The organism is Pseudalkalibacillus salsuginis, assembly GCF_021646685.1.
Lineage (GTDB): Bacteria > Bacillota > Bacilli > Bacillales > Fictibacillaceae > Pseudalkalibacillus > Pseudalkalibacillus salsuginis.
Map to the genome: position 1 here is coordinate 835879 of NZ_JAKJHW010000001.1, position 15378 is coordinate 851256.

Genomic DNA, 15378 nt, shown 5'->3' on the forward strand with positions numbered 1-15378 from the left:
GAATTTAACAAAAAGCGCAGGGGAACATTAGAACCCCCCTGCGTCTTCGTGTGTGATTCAAATCGTTTATAAATTGATTTTACCCAATATTCCGATATTCTGTAGCGATCTTCACGTCTTTTACTTGTGTGAGTGTACTGACGACGATAACGATGATGACGTTACAGATCAGTCCGAGGATCCCCGCATGGATATCAAAAGGTGTCACCGGGGCGACTAGCTGATAGTAGTAGTTGACGACTGTGCCGACAATTAAACCGGTGATGATTGCAGGGGCTGTAGCACGTTTCGAATATAACGCGCCATAGACACCAGGGGCGAACTGTACAATTGAACCATAAGCTCCTAAAAGCAAAGCAATCAGCCCTTGGCCTCCAAATACGGTTATGAAATAGGCGAGTGCACCAATGACAAATACGCCGATCCGCATGATCAAAAGCGTACTTTTATCAGAAATGTCAGCCTTTATATTTTTGATGACACCGTCCGTAAACTCCAGAGAAGCGCTATGGGTGATAGCATCAGCCGTCGACATGGCAGCAGCTAGAGCACCTGCCCCAACAAGCCCATAAACCCAACCTGGTAGACTTAGTGCCGTCGTAATCAAATAGGGAAGAATTTCATCTGGTGATCCAAGTTCAGAAGAATTGACTACATTAACAGCTGCAAACCCTACAAGCAATAGCGGAATCAAAAATAGGGCGAATACCGGGTAAATCAAAACCGTTTTTTTGATGGTACGGGCATTTGACGCATACGATTTCGAAAACAAATGCGGCCACATCAAGAAACCGATCAATGAAACGAGGATGGTGGTCGTATAAGCCATTGGGGACATCGTCGAACCGGCATTTCCGATTTCAAGAAAGCCTGGATTCGATTCAATGAGTTCATTAAACATACTTGAAATACTATTATGAAGCTGATTAACGATAGCCAGCCCAACTACCCATGAGATGATGATCATCAAAAGTCCCTGAAAGACATCAGACCAGGCAGCAGCTCGCAGCCCTCCCGTGGCTACATATACGACAACGATTCCATACGATAATAAAGCACCAAGCCAAAATGGAATCCTGCCTTCCGTCATGATGTTGAAGATATAAGCCATCCCTTTCATCTGTGTAGCAAGGTATTGGATAGAGGCGAGCAGGGCTATCAATCCGATTAAAATCGGAAGCACCCTCCCCCCGAATCTTTTCTTCAAAAACCCTGAGACGGTATAAATGTTATACTTTCTTCCGATTTTCCCGATTTTCGGACCGATGATATACCAGGGTAGGATTGCAAATGCGGTATAAGTCAAAATATAAAGGGCAGGAGCACCTTGTGAATATGCCCAACCTGGAGCCCCAAGAAATGAAAAGGCACTGAACACTGCTCCACCCATCAGGAACCACATGACGATGAGTCCGAGCTTTCCGCCTGCCACTGCAAATTCATTCAATGAGCCTTTATCCTGGCCCCTTCCAGCCATCACACCGATCACTAAGGCAACAATTAAATACCCAACCATCATCACCATCGCAATTTGCCAATCAGCCATTTAGTTCCCCTCCGTTTCATCTTTATCTGGGTCGATTCGATATAATGCTAATACAATCAGGAAAGCGATGATGATCCATAGAATCACCCAAAAAACGGAAAAGGGAAGCCCGATGACCATCGGAGTAGAACGATTCCCTAGCGAAAACAACGGAAACAGCAATAACAATAACGGAATAAGAAGGGACAGACAGTATATCGTAGTGAATTTCTTTTTACTCATCTAACAGCCTCCCTGGAAGAATTGGACACGACGATTTCACCATCAAGGACAGTCATTTCAACTTGTAAATCTTTTAATCGATCGGGTTTGCTTTCAAGGATCGAATTACTCAAAACGACAAAGTCAGCAAGCTTCCCCACTTCAATGCTGCCTTTGAGGTGATCTTCATTGCTGGCATACGCTCCATACCAGGTATAGGCTTTGATCGCTTCCTGAACAGTGATTTTCTGTGTATCGCCCACCAGGCTGCCGGATTTACTTCGGCGATTGACTGCCGCATGGATACCATAAAGGGGATTGACTGTCGTAATAGGACTATCAGAGCCTATCGCAAACGGAATCCCACTTTCAGCAAAACTTTTCAGGGGAAATATCGTATGGATCCGTTCTCCATAATCTTTGATATATCCGTCGCCGAATTCATAGATGAATGCAGGATTAGGAATAGGGACGACTTCCAAAGCTTTTATTTTCTCTACTAGATCCGGAGGCGCCATTCCGGCATGCTCGATCCGGTGCCTGTGATCTGTTCTAGGATTCCTTTTAAGCGCTCTATGGATCGACTTGATCATCATCTCTACTGCCTGGTCGCCTATCGCATGTGCAGTAACCTGCCAGCCCTTTTCGTGTGCTTTTCCGAGAATGGAATCAAGTTCTTCTTGGTTGAGATATAAAATACCGGAATCCTTTGGATTGCTTGTATAAGGGGCTCTTGTTCTGGCAGTTGGCCCGCTGCTGCTTCCATCAATGAAAACTTTTGCAGGGCCGATCTTGAACCACTCATCCCCGAGACCAGTCATCATTCCGCTCTCCAGACCTTTTCGCACCATATCAGGTGAGTCCTTGAGAGAACCGTAAAGAGCATAGACCCGTTGCTTGACCTTATTATCCTGTACAGCTGTTTGAAGATAGCGGATATGATCCGGTCCGTATCCACCCGCATCATGCACGCTGGTGATCCCCATAGTGAGATAGTCTTGTGAAGCAAGTTCCAATCCCTTTAAAATCTCCGCTTCTGAGTAATTTGCGAAAAGGAACATATTCATGTGGGCTGCTTCCAGAAGCAGTCCAGTTAACTTACCATTTTCTCTGACATATTTCCCTCCAGGAGGATCTGCCGGACTGTTATTAATTCCAGCCAGTTCAAGAGCTTTTGAATTTACACAGGAAATATGCCCGCAAGTCCGGACAACAATGATCGGATGTTCGGTGGAAACTTCATCGAGGTCCCAACGTGACAGATGTCTTCCTTCAGCCAAATTGTTCTGGTTATATCCCCACCCGCGTATCCATTCTCCCCGAGGAGTCATTTGAGCGGCATCCTTCAGTTTCTCTTGTAGCTCATGGATGTCTTCAACCTCTTTCCCGTTCACCCCTAACAGATTCGTCCCATAAAGCTCAAGATGGGCATGAGCATCGATGAAACCGGGCAATAGACTTTTCCCCTCCAAGTCGATAATCTCCGTATTCTCATCGGTTGTAGCCAGGATCTTTTCATTCGTCCCCACAGAAAGGATATGGTTTTCATATACGGCTACAGCTTCATGTACCGAGAATTGGGGATCCACGGTTATGACTTCTCCGTTAAAAAATGCCTTTGTTGCTTTCAAAAAAATCACCCCTATTATTAGGACTGTGAAATACGTAACGCTGTCTGATAAAGTAATTGGACTCCTTTTTCAATGTCATCCATTTCAGCAAATTCCAATGGATTGTGACTGATTCCTTTTTCACAACGTACAAAGATCATTCCGTAATCACTGATATAAGACATGAAAAGCGCATCATGGAACGGACCGCTCATCAATACTGGTGAATCAAACCCCAGCTTGGCATCTTCCTCTTTCATGATATCCTTGATCCAATCTGCACAATATCTTGGATCGCTTCGTGTATCTTCGCTTATATTGACTTCAAGGTTTTTTTCAGCGACTGTTTTTTCAATGATTTGATACAGTTGTTTTTCGATTGCTGAACGCCTTTCAAGCTCAATATCCCGAAGATCGATTGTAAACGTGACTTTTTCAGGTATGATGTTTCGGGAATTCGGGAAAACGGTCAAATTCCCTACTGTACCAACAGTTGTCTCTGCTCCTTCTTTTTTCACCAGATCATTGAATTGACTAATGATCTCCGAAGCTCCGACCAAAGCATCCTGCCGTAAGTTCATCGGAACGGATCCAGCATGACCTGCAAAGCCCTGGACAGTCACCGTCAGCCAGATTGGGCCGGAGATACCTGATACGATCCCTACAGGTTTCCCTAGAGCTTCGAGGACTGGACCTTGCTCAATATGCAGTTCAAGGAACGCTGCGATTTCCCCCTTTTGATAGACAGGGCTCGCTGAAAGGTCAGGTTCGACACCGAATTCTTTCAAAGCTTCACGCCTTGTCATCCCGTTCTGATCTTTCCGGTCGAGCTCTCCTTTTTCCAATAACCCGGTCAATGCCCGGACCCCGAATACACCCTTGTTGAACCGGCAACCCTCTTCATCTGAGAAACAAATGACTTCAATCGTCCTTTCAGGAACGATTCCTTTCTCTTTCATCGTATGTACAACTTCAATCGCCCCGAGCGATCCAGCAGTACCGTCAAAACGGCCACCATAAGGCTGTGAATCGATGTGGGAACCTAGAATAAGGATCGGCTTCTCCTTATCTCGTCCCTCAATACGGCCGATCAGGTTGCCAAATCCATCAATCCTGGTCGACAATCCCGCTTCTTCCATCCAACCTTTCACAACCTCTACTGCATGCCGGTCTTCTTTGGAATGTGCCAACCGGCATACACCCGTTTCACCGATTTTTCCTATTTCAGCTAGTTTGTTGAGACGGCTGCTTAAACGTTCACGATAAATCGGCATACCTTCACCCCTTCAATCTGAAAAATCGATAAATAAACTGAATTTTCATTATTTTCATCAATCATACCTGACCTCTTTCAGAAGTTCTATATTACTTTTGTCTGTAAACAAAAAATAAGAGTTTCTTAGCATGAAGAAACTCTCACACAAGCAAACTTTTATAGTAAAAAAGATTGGGTTAACCAGTTAATTTCATCCTAGAAAATTACGATGTTAGAAATTTTTCAGTTATTCTAGGAAAGCGGAATCGCCCTGATCAGCCACGAAGGTCACTGGAAGTCCGATGAGGAGGCTCGAACCAAACAAAGTTCGGTTCTGCGTGGGTAAACGCTTCTTTTTAAATCAATGTGTCGACCGCCACAGGAGGACTGAAGTGATCCAAGTGGTTGGGGGTGGAGCTAGACATCACTTCAACAAAACGAAATTTTTATACCTTCTTATCGCATAAAAAAAAGAGGACCTGAACAGAAGTCAGAAACCTCTTAAAAACAAAGGATTATTTGCCTGTATTTTGCACCGGAATGTCCGATGCTACGGTTGCAGTTGAGTCTTTATCTGTGACCGGTTTCTTTGACCAAAAAGTGGCAAGAACCGGTCCGGAAATATTGTGCCAGACTGCTGCGATGACATTCGGTAGCGCTGCCAAAGGACCGAAGTGAGCAGTAGCTAAAGCGACACCGAGCCCAGAATTCTGCATGCCGACCTCAATTGAAATTGCACGCCTCTTACTTTCATCCAGCCTCATTGCCCATGCTGTCATATATCCGAGCGTCAAACCTATCAAATTATGAAGCATGACCGCAGAGAAGATAACAAGACCAGAAGTTGCTATACTTTCAACATTGGCAGAAACAACCGCAGACACGATGACAATGATCGCTATAACTGAAATCAATGGGATAACCGTTGCACTCTTATGGACAGCTGCAGGAAAGACCTTTCGTATAATAAGCCCCAGTGTAACCGGTACAATGATCACTTGAACGATTGAAATGAACATAGCCACCGGGTCGACCGGCAACCATTGTCCTGCAAGTCCCAGAAGGATGAGCGGCGTCAAAATCGGGGCAAGCATCGTAGACAAGGAGGTCATCGCAACAGAAAGGGCGAGATTCCCTTTAGCCAAGTAAACCATCACATTCGATGCTGTACCGCCGGGAACGGAGCCAAGCAATACCAGCCCAGCTGCCAATTCTGCAGGAAGATTCATTGCATATGCAAGCGCCAAGGCAATCAACGGCATGATCATGAATTGAGCTGCTACTCCTAGGATGACTGGGAGCGGTTTCTTAAGCACCAATTTGAAATCGACCGGTTTCAAGGTCAGTCCCATCCCGAACATGACAACGCCTAATAGAATTGTGATATAACTTCCTAACCCTAGAAATGGAGTTGGAATGAAATATGCAAGTACGGCAATAGCAATTACCCAGACGGCAAAGTATTTTCCTGCTAAACTACTGATCGATTCTAGTAACTTCATCGGTCTCTCCTCCTTGTATGCACAAGTTTATTCGGATTCATAAGTTCATGCGGGTCAAGCGCTAATTTGATTTTTTCCATGACATGAAACGCTTTCCCGTGTTCACGCTGCTGGTATTTCATCTTACCGATCCCGACACCATGCTCCCCTGTACAAGTGCCCCCGCGCTGAAGGGCATATTCTACGATTTCCTCATTGAACTGCTCTGCCCTTTTCACTTCTTCGGGGTCATCCATGTCTATCATCAATGAAGTATGATAATTCCCATCTCCGACATGGCCAAGAATCCCCCCTTGAAGGCCTAGCTCTTCAATCCGTTTTCTTGCAAATTTGATTGCACTTGCCAGTTTAGTGATCGGCACACACACATCAGTAACCATATGTTTCTTGCTAGGGTTTAAGTGCATATAAGCGTAAGCAAGGTTGTGACGTGCTTCCCACAGTTTATTGCGGGCAGCGTTGTCCTTTTCAAAATGGACCTCCTCACATCCATGGTCATCCACGATTTCTTTTGTAAATTCAACATCATGATTAAGTCCTGGTTCATTACCGTGAAATTCTAAAAATAAAGTCGGTTTTTCCAAATAATCCGTATCACTGTATCGGTTGACTTGTCTGACCGAAGGTTCATCAACAAGTTCAACACGCGCGATCGGGATGCCAGCCTGTAGGATCGAAACGACTGCTTCAACCGCATCATCGACCGTTGGAAATGCAGCCCTTGCAGCCACAATATGTTCTGGAATGCCGTACACCCGGAGCGTCAACTCGGTAATACACCCTAGCGTACCTTCCGAACCGACAAAAAGGCTGTTCAAGTTATAACCTGACGAGGATTTTTGCGCTAAACTGCCCGTATGAATGATTTCCCCATCAGGAAGGACCACCTCCAAATCACGGACTTGGTCACGCATGACCCCATACTTTACCGAAGTCGTACCACTAGCATTAGTTGCTGCCATACCACCGAGGGTTGCATCTGCGCCCGGATCTACTGTAAAGAATAAACCGTATTTTTTCAGTTCTCTATTCAATTGATTACGCGTTACACCGGGCTGGACTTTAACGAGAAAGTCCTTCTCCCTCACTTCAAGCACCTTATTCATGAGGGTGAAATCAATCGTAATCCCTTTGTCATAGGGGATTACATGTCCTTCCAAGCTGGAACCTATCCCGAACGGAACGATGGGTGTCCCATGCTTGTCCGCCACTTGGATAATCGCACTCACCTGATCGGCTGTTTCAGGGAATACGACGATATCCGGAGAGCTTGGTGTATGGTAGGATTCATCCTTGCTGTGCTGCTCTAGTATCGTTTCATTCATCGAAACCTGGTGATCACCCAGGAAAACGTTAAGTTCATCATATACTGTATCGATTGTCGTCTTCATATGTATCTCTCCCCGTCCACTTTTGATGATAAGAATAGACTGTTGCATCGAATTATACATAATAATCAAAATTTTTCAACCACAATATTTCCCATTTAGAAAAGCGCAAACGCCTGTTAAAACACGAAGATTATTGGAAGTACGATTGAGGAGGCTCAAACCAAACAAAGTTCGGTTCTGCGCGGGGTAAACTCTTCGTTAAATCAATGTGTCGCCCCCGCAGGAGGGCTGAAGTGATCCAAGTGGTTCAGCGATGGACATTCCTTTACTGCACCATATAAGAATCACCCCCTTGAACATTTCATTCGATTTTCACTTTGATTTTTTCTATCGCATTATACCCGTATCCTTTCCGGTTCCAAAAAGGAGTGTCCGGCTGAACTCGATTAGTAGAATCGGTTGCTTTCGCTAAGATCGTATACTCTCCTTTTTTCGCTGCCAGCCATTGATAAACCCATTTGACCCATCCATAGCCGTTTTCAGTATCACTTGAAAATTTCGTTTCAGACCAGTTTTCTCCATTATTCGTGCTGATTTCTACTTTCGTGATATACCCTCCCCCTGTCCAGGCAATTCCTTCAATCTTATGTTTTCCTGTATCCAGGACGGCCATATCCAAAGGTTTTTGAATCGTCGAATTCACATTCATGGTCGTAACTGGAAAGGCTCCTTCAGTATTCTCTTTATTTGGATAATAAACATAATCTACGGTCTGGAACGGGCCTTCAAAACTGGATTCAATCACCCGGATTTGCCTGATCCATTTTACAGATGCCATTGCATACCATTGCGGAACGATCAACCTTAATGGAAAGCCGTGTTTAAAAGTGAGCGGCCTACCGTTATATTCATAGGCGACAATTGTATCCTGATGGAGGGCCTTATCTATCGGTATGCTTCTTGTAAAAGAATGAATCGAATCGGTGTCTGTCCTCTTTCCAAAATCATGACCCTCAACAACCACCTCTTTGGCTCCTTCTCGGATACCTGCCTGTTCTAAAAGTACCCTTAAAGGTACACCCTTCCAATAACCCTGGCTGATCGCCCCTTTGCCCCATTGTTCTCCAAATACTTTCGGTTCGAAATATCTGCGTTTGTCTCCTGCACATTCAAGAACTGCCTTGACCGTCTTTGACGGCATCTTCATCAAGTCCCGGAGAGAAACCCATTGTGGGGACAAAACGAAGCCTTTTATAGGAAGCCAATAGTTTAAATTACTGATTGGAGGGTATGAAAAATGATTTCTTCTAAAAAATAACTGGTCATCCACTGTTCCATTTATAAAATGGATCGGAGTCTCCTGATTTTCAGGTGTCAAACTAAGCGTCGTCAAATATGGTCTTTTCATCGGAGAGCTCATCATTTCCTCCTTTTGAATGCAGCATTTATAGAAACTATGCTCATTTTTTGTTTTTTATCCGCTCGGCTCTATTCTAGCAATTAACTCAGGAATAATTTACCGGTTTCATTGATTCCTAGAATTTGTAATACTTTTGGTATGAAAACGTTCACAAAGATTTGCCTCACCCTTTTGTTGTCAGTCACTTTAGTCGCCGAATTTAATTCAGAAGCATCTGCTTCTACTTCACACACTGTTCAATACGGAGATACGATGTGGAAAATCGCTATGCGTTATAAGATTGGAACCTCTGAAATCATCAACGCAAATCCCCAGGTTGACAATCCTAATTGGATCTATCCAGGACAGCGGTTGAACATCCCAACGATCAACACAGTAAAATCAGTCGAAGCTCAAATTGTCGATCTCGTCAACCAGGAACGAGCAAAGCATGGTTTGCATCCGTTAAAAGCAAATTGGGAATTGGCACGTGTAGCAAGATATAAATCGAAGGATATGCTACAAAACAATTATTTCAGCCACACATCTCCAACATACGGAAGTCCTTTTACAATGATGAGGAACTTCGGTATCTCCTATCGAACAGCTGGTGAAAATATCGCAGCAGGACAACCGACTGCACAAGCAGTGATGAAGGCGTGGATGAACAGTGACGGCCACCGTAAAAACATTCTTTCAAACAACTTTTATGAAATCGGGGTCGGTTATGCTGAAGGAGGGAGCTACGGTCATTACTGGACACAAATGTTCATCACCCGCTAATTCCAAAAGGGCTACCCAACAAGGATTGGGGAGCCCTTTATCTATTGTAGAGGTTATTTTGTGTTTTTATCAGACATCTGTTCCGTTTACTCAGTCCTGAAAAGGTGCTTTATCCTATACTTTTTCGAATTAAGCGCTCTGGTGTTTTTACAGAGATAAGGTCTCCTGTGTCCGCTAATGGTAGTCATTATGATGTACAGGAGTCTTTTTTTAAAGTTTACCGTTATACTTCCTTCGCCCAATTTTCCAGTGTTCCATCCTTTGGTAGAAGTATCGTAAACAATCCAAGCAACGGTAAAAAGCTCACTGCCAACATCGTGAATGAGATGCTCGTGACGTCTGCCATTTTACCAAGCAAGACGGATCCTAATGCGCCCATCCCAAAAGCTAAACCGACAATAAGTCCTGACACCATACCGATCCGCCCTGGCACCAATTCTTGAGCATAGACGACAGTGACAGAAAAGCTCGTATTAAGGATGAAGCCGATCAAGAAGAAAAGCGGGATGACAAGCAATAAACTGACATGCGGCAGAACCAATGCAAGGGGCGCAGTTCCTGCCAATGACCAAAAAATCATATTTCGTTTCCCAAGTTTGTCGGCTAATGGTCCGCCGAAAAATGTCCCTAAGACACCTGCCACCAAGAAAATAAAAAGGTAGATTTGAGCTTGCCTGATCGACAAACCGTAATCATCCATCAAGTAGAATTGATAGTAATTCCCAATCCCCGAAAAATACCAGGAACGTGCAAATACTAAGAATACCAAAACAATCATCGCAAAAATGACCTGCTTTTTCCGTGTTACCGTCACGTTTTTCTTTTGTATAACCTTTGGTACTCGAGGAAAATTCACCAGTTGTCTGCTGTACCAACCCGATACATACAACAAAACAAAGATGGCGATCGCAGCAAATGAGGTGAACCAGACCGCACCGAATTGTCCAAGCGGAACAAAGACAAGTGCTGTCATGATTGGTGCGAGAGACGTTCCGGTATTCCCTCCGACTTGATAGATGGACTGTGCTAGGCCCCTTCTATGTCCTGCCGCCATATAAGCGACCCGTGAACCTTCTGGATGGAAAACGGCTGAACCAAGACCGATACCGATCACTGATAAAATAATAGAGGGAAACGAATCGGCAAATGCGATCCCAAGCATGCCGACTAAACTCGCACACATCCCCAGTGGCAATAGATAGGGTGAAGTCGAGCGATCAGTATACCATCCAACGACAGGCTGCATAATTGATGAAGTGATGTTAAGTGTGAAGGCGATCCATCCCAATTGTGTAAACGAGAGGCCCATCGACTGCTCCAGAATGGGGAAGATCGCTGGGATGACCGCTTGCATCGAGTCATTCAACAAGTGGACGAACCCAATCATGAAAAGTATTGAATACATGGTCGCTGCAGGCTTTTGTGCAGAAACCTTTACTGTCCCAACCGCCATATGCTTTCCTTCTTTCCTCCATTATCCATATGGAAATTAGCATACCACTTTTTTGCGGTGATTGGTAAAAAAACGTAGCAAAGCTATTGCAAGGTATTATAGTTTGTGCACTTACTGAGTAAAAGATCTATCCTTTATTCATGTGTAAAAGAACGTTTCAATTTATAGTGATGGATAGTTGAATAGGCTTTATGGATTGTTCAGAGTTATATTTGACTTGTTCATCAAGGTGTTGCAATTGCATTTTCAAATCTTCTTCATCAAAAGGAAAATCATCAATTTCGTCCAATTGCTGGAGAAAGGTTTTGTGGAGTTTATTGTAACCAGCCCATTTCTTTTTATCAGCTTGCTCGACTAATGCAGAAAGAGTAGCCAGGCATTTGGCAAGCGGCTTGTTGTCACCCTCAATCAGCATTTCCCTGCTGATATGATGACACTCGACGTAATCCATCTTTTCATTGAACATCCTCATATAATCATGGATTCTGACTTGTTGATCTCTGTTCTTCATCAAGGTCCCTCCGTAGTTCTACTATTCTTTTATATAAAGATTCTATTTATCATACAAGCTAGAGCAGTTCAAAAGTGATGTTTGGCTGAGTCCTATAAAAACATATTCCATAAGGAGAAAAGCTGGCCGAATTGCCGTCGACCAGCTCCCTTATTGGACATTTCACTGCCCCTTTCCCTCTTTCTGATAAAATTCGCGTTCTTCATCCCAGATTTCTGTGTTCTTAAGCCCGATTGTTCTTGGATTGAATATTGGATTTACACCGGTACGTTTTTGAGTAACGTAATCCTGCAAGGCATTGAACGCAATTTTACCAAGCATAGCAATTGCAATCAAGTTGACCAGTGCCATTGTTGCCATGAAGAGATCGGCTAAACTCCACACAATCGCAACTTGTGCAACAGAACCGAACATGACCATCCCTACTACCGCCAGACGGTAAATGAAGACCCAGCTTTTTTTTTCGGGATTGATGAATTCGATATTTGTTTCGCCGTAATAATAATTTCCGACGACTGAACTGAAGGCGAACAGGAAAATAAAGACTGCAACCATAAAGCCTGCCCAATCACCCACATGGAAGGCAAGAGCTTGCTGGGTCAACTGGATTCCATCCTCCGAACCAGTATACTGACCTGAGAGGATTATCATCATCGCTGTTGCGGTACAGATCAGCAACGTATCAGTGAATACACTCAACGTTTGGATCAGACCTTGCTTTACAGGGTGTGAAACGTTGGCAGTTGCTGCTGCGTTCGGTGCACTACCCATACCAGCTTCGTTCGAGAATAATCCACGTTTGATTCCATTCATCAAAGCAGCCCCAAGTCCACCTCCGATTGCTTCTTCCAACCCGAAGGCACTTTTGACAATCAACGTAATGACTGAGGGTATTTCAGTTATGTTAACAACTAATACATAAAGAGCTAATAATAAGTATAAAACTGCCATCGCAGGTACGATTGCTTCTGCCACACGAGCAATCCGCTTAATTCCGCCAAAGATGATGATGGCAACGATGGTGCTTAATAGTATTCCGAATACAACCCTGTTGAGGCCGAAGGAATTCTCCAATGCTAGTGAGATTGTGTTTGCTTGTACGGAATTGAATACGAGACCGAATGTAAATGTAATAAGAACAGCAAACAGAATCCCCATCCACCGTTTATTAAGCCCTTTTTCCATATAATAGGCGGGTCCACCCCGGAAACCGAAGTCATCTTTCACTTTATAGATTTGTGCGAGCGTACTTTCAACAAATGCAGTCGCTGCTCCGATCAATGCAATGATCCACATCCAGAAGACTGCTCCAGGACCACCTAATGAAATCGCTAAGGCTACACCTGCCAGGTTCCCTGTACCAACACGTGACGCTGTACTGATACTGAAAGCCTGGAAGGAGGACACACCCCTTTTCTTCTTATCCTTTGAAACAGTCGCTCCTTCACCTAAGAGCTTCACCATGTCTTTAAGCATGGTGAATTGTACAAATTTAGTCCGGATGGAGAAATAAACACCTAGAATAAGTAAGAGTGCAATTAGGACGTACGTCCATAAAATATCATTCCCCCATCCGACGATGGTTTCTAACCAAGACAAAAGCATCACCTCTTCTGTTTTTATTAAGCATACAGTTCCTTATTGTATTACACTCGGTACTTCCTGTCATTGGATGAGGCTGGTAATCCAATAGGACATGCTATAATTTGGGAATACCCTTTTTACGAATAGAAATAACTTGTTATAAACAAAATGCCAGCTCGCTCGTTCTCGGAATATCACGATTTTCGCTAAAAAACTATTTTTAAGCGTTATTTGTTTAAAAACGCTTGAATGCGTCTCTGGTGTTCCAGCGTTTTTCTCATTTTGCCTTGAGCCACATTTTCCATATCCAACGTTTTGATCAGTTCAGTCACATTCAATGAATTGAAAATCATTTTTGTTTCAATTAAAGCTTCGATCGGCTGCTTAAGGAATTGTTTCGCAATCTCTTCAGCATGGGTGAACGGTTGGTCGGCAACGACTTTGTCGATCAGACCGAGCTGAAAAGCTTCTTCTGCATTGAACGTCCTGCCATTCAAAATCGCCTGCTTCGCTACCTGATCCCCAAGCTTGTTTTTTAAAAGATAATGGCAACCGCCATCCGCGACAAGCCCAATCTTTATGAAATTCAACCCGAAACTTGCATCCTCAGAAGCAACAATGTAATCAGAAGCAAGAGACAGGCTGAAACCAAGGCCTGCTGCGGGTCCATGGACGGCAGAAATCACGACCTTGGGCAAGGTATAAACTTTTACAATCATCTCCTTTACTTGCTCCATGATTTCAGTGAAACGTGTTTCCGAAATGTCCTCGTTCATTGAAGTGATGTCTCCACCAGAAGAAAACCCAGCTCCTGCGCCAAATACCAGGATAATTTTCGATTCATGATCAGTAACTGAGACCAGCTTTTCGTTCAATTGTTCGATCAATTCAACATTCATTGCATTCAATACGTGTGGTCGGTTCAATTCGATATGAATGATCTGATCTTTAAACTCTATTCGTATTGGTTCACTAGAACTTGTTGCTTTCATTTATGAACTCCTCTCCATACTAAAAACGTGACCTGTAATCTTCCGTTTCATCCATAAAGTCATAGCCTCTCAATAATAGCGGCGGTCGCCATTCCATGGCCGATACATACCGTCAGCAGTCCGTATTTGCCGTCTATCCGTTCGAGTTCGTGGACCAAAGTTGTGATCAACTTAGCTCCGGTTGCACCTAAAGGGTGGCCGAGCGCTATTGCCCCACCATTTACATTTACCCGATCAAGCGTACCACCGATTTCTTTTTCCCATGCTAAGACAACCGGGGCAAAAGCTTCGTTAATTTCCACCCGGTCGATGTCCTCTATCGATAGACCTGCCTTGTTCAGCACTTTCCATGTCGCTGGTATGATGCCATCGAGCATCATTGTCGGGTCTGAACCGACGACTACCCGTTCAACAATCCGAGCACGTGGTTTAATACCCAGCGATTCCGCTTTCTTTTTTTCCATCAACAAAACAGCAGCTGCGCCATCACTCATCTGGCTCGCATTGCCTGCGGTAACGACACCGTCCGGCTTGAAGACAGGTTTCAAACTTGCAAGGGCTTCCAGAGATGTATCCTTTCGAGGTCCTTCATCTTGCAACACTGAAATCAGATTCCCGTCTATGTCTTCACCAGAAACAGGCAGAATTTCCCGATCGAACCTCCCTTTCTGTTGGGCATTCAAAGCCCTCTGGTGGCTTTCAAAGGCATACTGGTCGAGCTCCTTTCTTGTCATATCATATTTATCAGCAATCAATTCTGCGGAAACACCTTGGTGGATGAAATTATATTTTTCCTTTAAAGAATCCGGGATCGTCCGTTCATTCCCATCACTCAAAATCGGAACCATCGTCATATTTTCCACACCTGCGGCAATGGTGATGTCCATATCACCAGCCAATATTTCTTGTGCAGCAAAATGCAACGCTTGCTGGCCTGACCCGCACATCCTGTTGATCTGTACAGATGGGACTTCAACTGGAAATCCTGAGTCGAGCGCTGCAAGCCGTCCGATATTGAACCCTTGCTCTGAATGTGGAGTAACACATCCCATGACAATATCTTCAATCAGATGTTTTTCAATATTTGCCCTTTTCGTCACTTCATCCAAAACCGCTCCAGCCAAATGGACCGGGTGAGTATTACGGAAAACACCTTTTCGCTTACCGACTGCCGTCCGAACGGCTTCCACAATTACAACTTCCCTATTCAT

13 protein-coding genes are annotated in these 15378 nt (G+C 44.1%); 1 reads left to right on the forward strand and 12 read right to left on the reverse strand.

Features of this window, described 5'->3' with window-relative positions; translation table 11 throughout:
• Positions 1 to 79: 79 nt before the first annotated feature.
• The 7 genes from L1611_RS04225 to L1611_RS04255 form a co-directional block, all read right to left on the reverse strand.
• Complete coding sequence (locus L1611_RS04225; RefSeq protein WP_236311836.1) at positions 80 to 1546, reverse strand: sodium:solute symporter family protein; 1467 nt, start codon at positions 1544 to 1546, stop codon at positions 80 to 82.
• Positions 1547 to 1768: a DUF3311 domain-containing protein gene (locus L1611_RS04230; RefSeq protein ID WP_236311837.1), complete on the reverse strand. Its 222-nt coding sequence runs from the start codon at positions 1766 to 1768 to the stop codon at positions 1547 to 1549.
• Positions 1765 to 3378 (reverse strand): amidohydrolase, encoded by a 1614-nt coding sequence (locus tag L1611_RS04235; protein ID WP_236311838.1) that lies wholly within the window; start codon positions 3376 to 3378, stop codon positions 1765 to 1767. The genes L1611_RS04230 and L1611_RS04235 overlap by 4 nt, the downstream gene beginning before the upstream one ends.
• A gap of 17 nt (positions 3379 to 3395) precedes the next feature.
• On the reverse strand, positions 3396 to 4631 hold the full coding sequence (locus L1611_RS04240; protein WP_236311839.1) for a M20 family metallo-hydrolase: 1236 nt from the start codon (positions 4629 to 4631) through the stop codon (positions 3396 to 3398).
• A gap of 496 nt (positions 4632 to 5127) precedes the next feature.
• Entirely contained in the window at positions 5128 to 6114 is a 987-nt protein-coding gene (locus tag L1611_RS04245; RefSeq protein ID WP_236311840.1) for a bile acid:sodium symporter family protein, read from the reverse strand.
• A complete protein-coding gene (locus L1611_RS04250) occupies positions 6111 to 7505 on the reverse strand; it encodes an FAD-binding oxidoreductase (protein WP_236311841.1) in 1395 nt (464 codons plus the stop codon). The genes L1611_RS04245 and L1611_RS04250 overlap by 4 nt, the downstream gene beginning before the upstream one ends.
• 301 nt (positions 7506 to 7806) lie before the next feature.
• Complete coding sequence (locus L1611_RS04255) at positions 7807 to 8865, reverse strand: sulfite oxidase (protein ID WP_236311842.1); 1059 nt, start codon at positions 8863 to 8865, stop codon at positions 7807 to 7809.
• A gap of 138 nt (positions 8866 to 9003) precedes the next feature.
• Between L1611_RS04255 and safA the strand changes: the two genes are divergently transcribed.
• Positions 9004 to 9627, forward strand: a complete 624-nt coding sequence (gene safA, locus L1611_RS04260; RefSeq protein WP_236311843.1) for a SafA/ExsA family spore coat assembly protein — start codon at positions 9004 to 9006, stop codon at positions 9625 to 9627.
• A 223-nt stretch (positions 9628 to 9850) separates the two neighbouring features.
• Here safA and L1611_RS04265 read toward each other — a convergent pair whose 3' ends face one another.
• From L1611_RS04265 to L1611_RS04285, 5 genes are all read right to left on the reverse strand, one after another.
• Positions 9851 to 11080, reverse strand: coding sequence for an MFS transporter (locus L1611_RS04265; RefSeq protein ID WP_236311844.1), 1230 nt, complete (start codon positions 11078 to 11080; stop codon positions 9851 to 9853).
• 157 nt (positions 11081 to 11237) lie between these two features.
• On the reverse strand, positions 11238 to 11591 hold the full coding sequence (locus L1611_RS04270; protein WP_236311845.1) for a hypothetical protein: 354 nt from the start codon (positions 11589 to 11591) through the stop codon (positions 11238 to 11240).
• Between the two features lie 162 nt (positions 11592 to 11753).
• Positions 11754 to 13190 carry an alanine/glycine:cation symporter family protein gene (locus L1611_RS04275; RefSeq protein WP_236311846.1) on the reverse strand — a complete coding sequence of 479 codons (1437 nt, stop codon included), beginning with the start codon at positions 13188 to 13190 and terminating at the stop codon, positions 11754 to 11756.
• Between the two features lie 212 nt (positions 13191 to 13402).
• Positions 13403 to 14167 (reverse strand): enoyl-CoA hydratase-related protein, encoded by a 765-nt coding sequence (locus tag L1611_RS04280; protein WP_236311847.1) that lies wholly within the window; start codon positions 14165 to 14167, stop codon positions 13403 to 13405.
• Between the two features lie 59 nt (positions 14168 to 14226).
• Positions 14227 to 15378, reverse strand: a complete 1152-nt coding sequence (locus tag L1611_RS04285; protein ID WP_236311848.1) for a thiolase family protein — start codon at positions 15376 to 15378, stop codon at positions 14227 to 14229.

Bases quoted from the DNA above. Each gene is read 5' to 3' on its own strand.
- L1611_RS04255 (WP_236311842.1), bottom strand. From the start codon at position 8,865: ATGAGCTCTCCGATGAAAAGACCATATTTGACGACGCTTAGTTTGACA.
- safA (WP_236311843.1), top strand. From the start codon at position 9,004: ATGAAAACGTTCACAAAGATTTGCCTCACCCTTTTGTTGTCAGTCACT.
- L1611_RS04230 (WP_236311837.1), bottom strand. From the start codon at position 1,768: ATGAGTAAAAAGAAATTCACTACGATATACTGTCTGTCCCTTCTTATT.
- L1611_RS04265 (WP_236311844.1), bottom strand. From the start codon at position 11,080: ATGGCGGTTGGGACAGTAAAGGTTTCTGCACAAAAGCCTGCAGCGACC.
- L1611_RS04285 (WP_236311848.1), bottom strand. From the start codon at position 15,378: ATGAATAGGGAAGTTGTAATTGTGGAAGCCGTTCGGACGGCAGTCGGT.
- L1611_RS04250 (WP_236311841.1), bottom strand. From the start codon at position 7,505: ATGAAGACGACAATCGATACAGTATATGATGAACTTAACGTTTTCCTG.
- L1611_RS04280 (WP_236311847.1), bottom strand. From the start codon at position 14,167: ATGAAAGCAACAAGTTCTAGTGAACCAATACGAATAGAGTTTAAAGAT.
- L1611_RS04270 (WP_236311845.1), bottom strand. From the start codon at position 11,591: ATGAAGAACAGAGATCAACAAGTCAGAATCCATGATTATATGAGGATG.
- L1611_RS04225 (WP_236311836.1), bottom strand. From the start codon at position 1,546: ATGGCTGATTGGCAAATTGCGATGGTGATGATGGTTGGGTATTTAATT.
- L1611_RS04240 (WP_236311839.1), bottom strand. From the start codon at position 4,631: ATGCCGATTTATCGTGAACGTTTAAGCAGCCGTCTCAACAAACTAGCT.
- L1611_RS04245 (WP_236311840.1), bottom strand. From the start codon at position 6,114: ATGAAGTTACTAGAATCGATCAGTAGTTTAGCAGGAAAATACTTTGCC.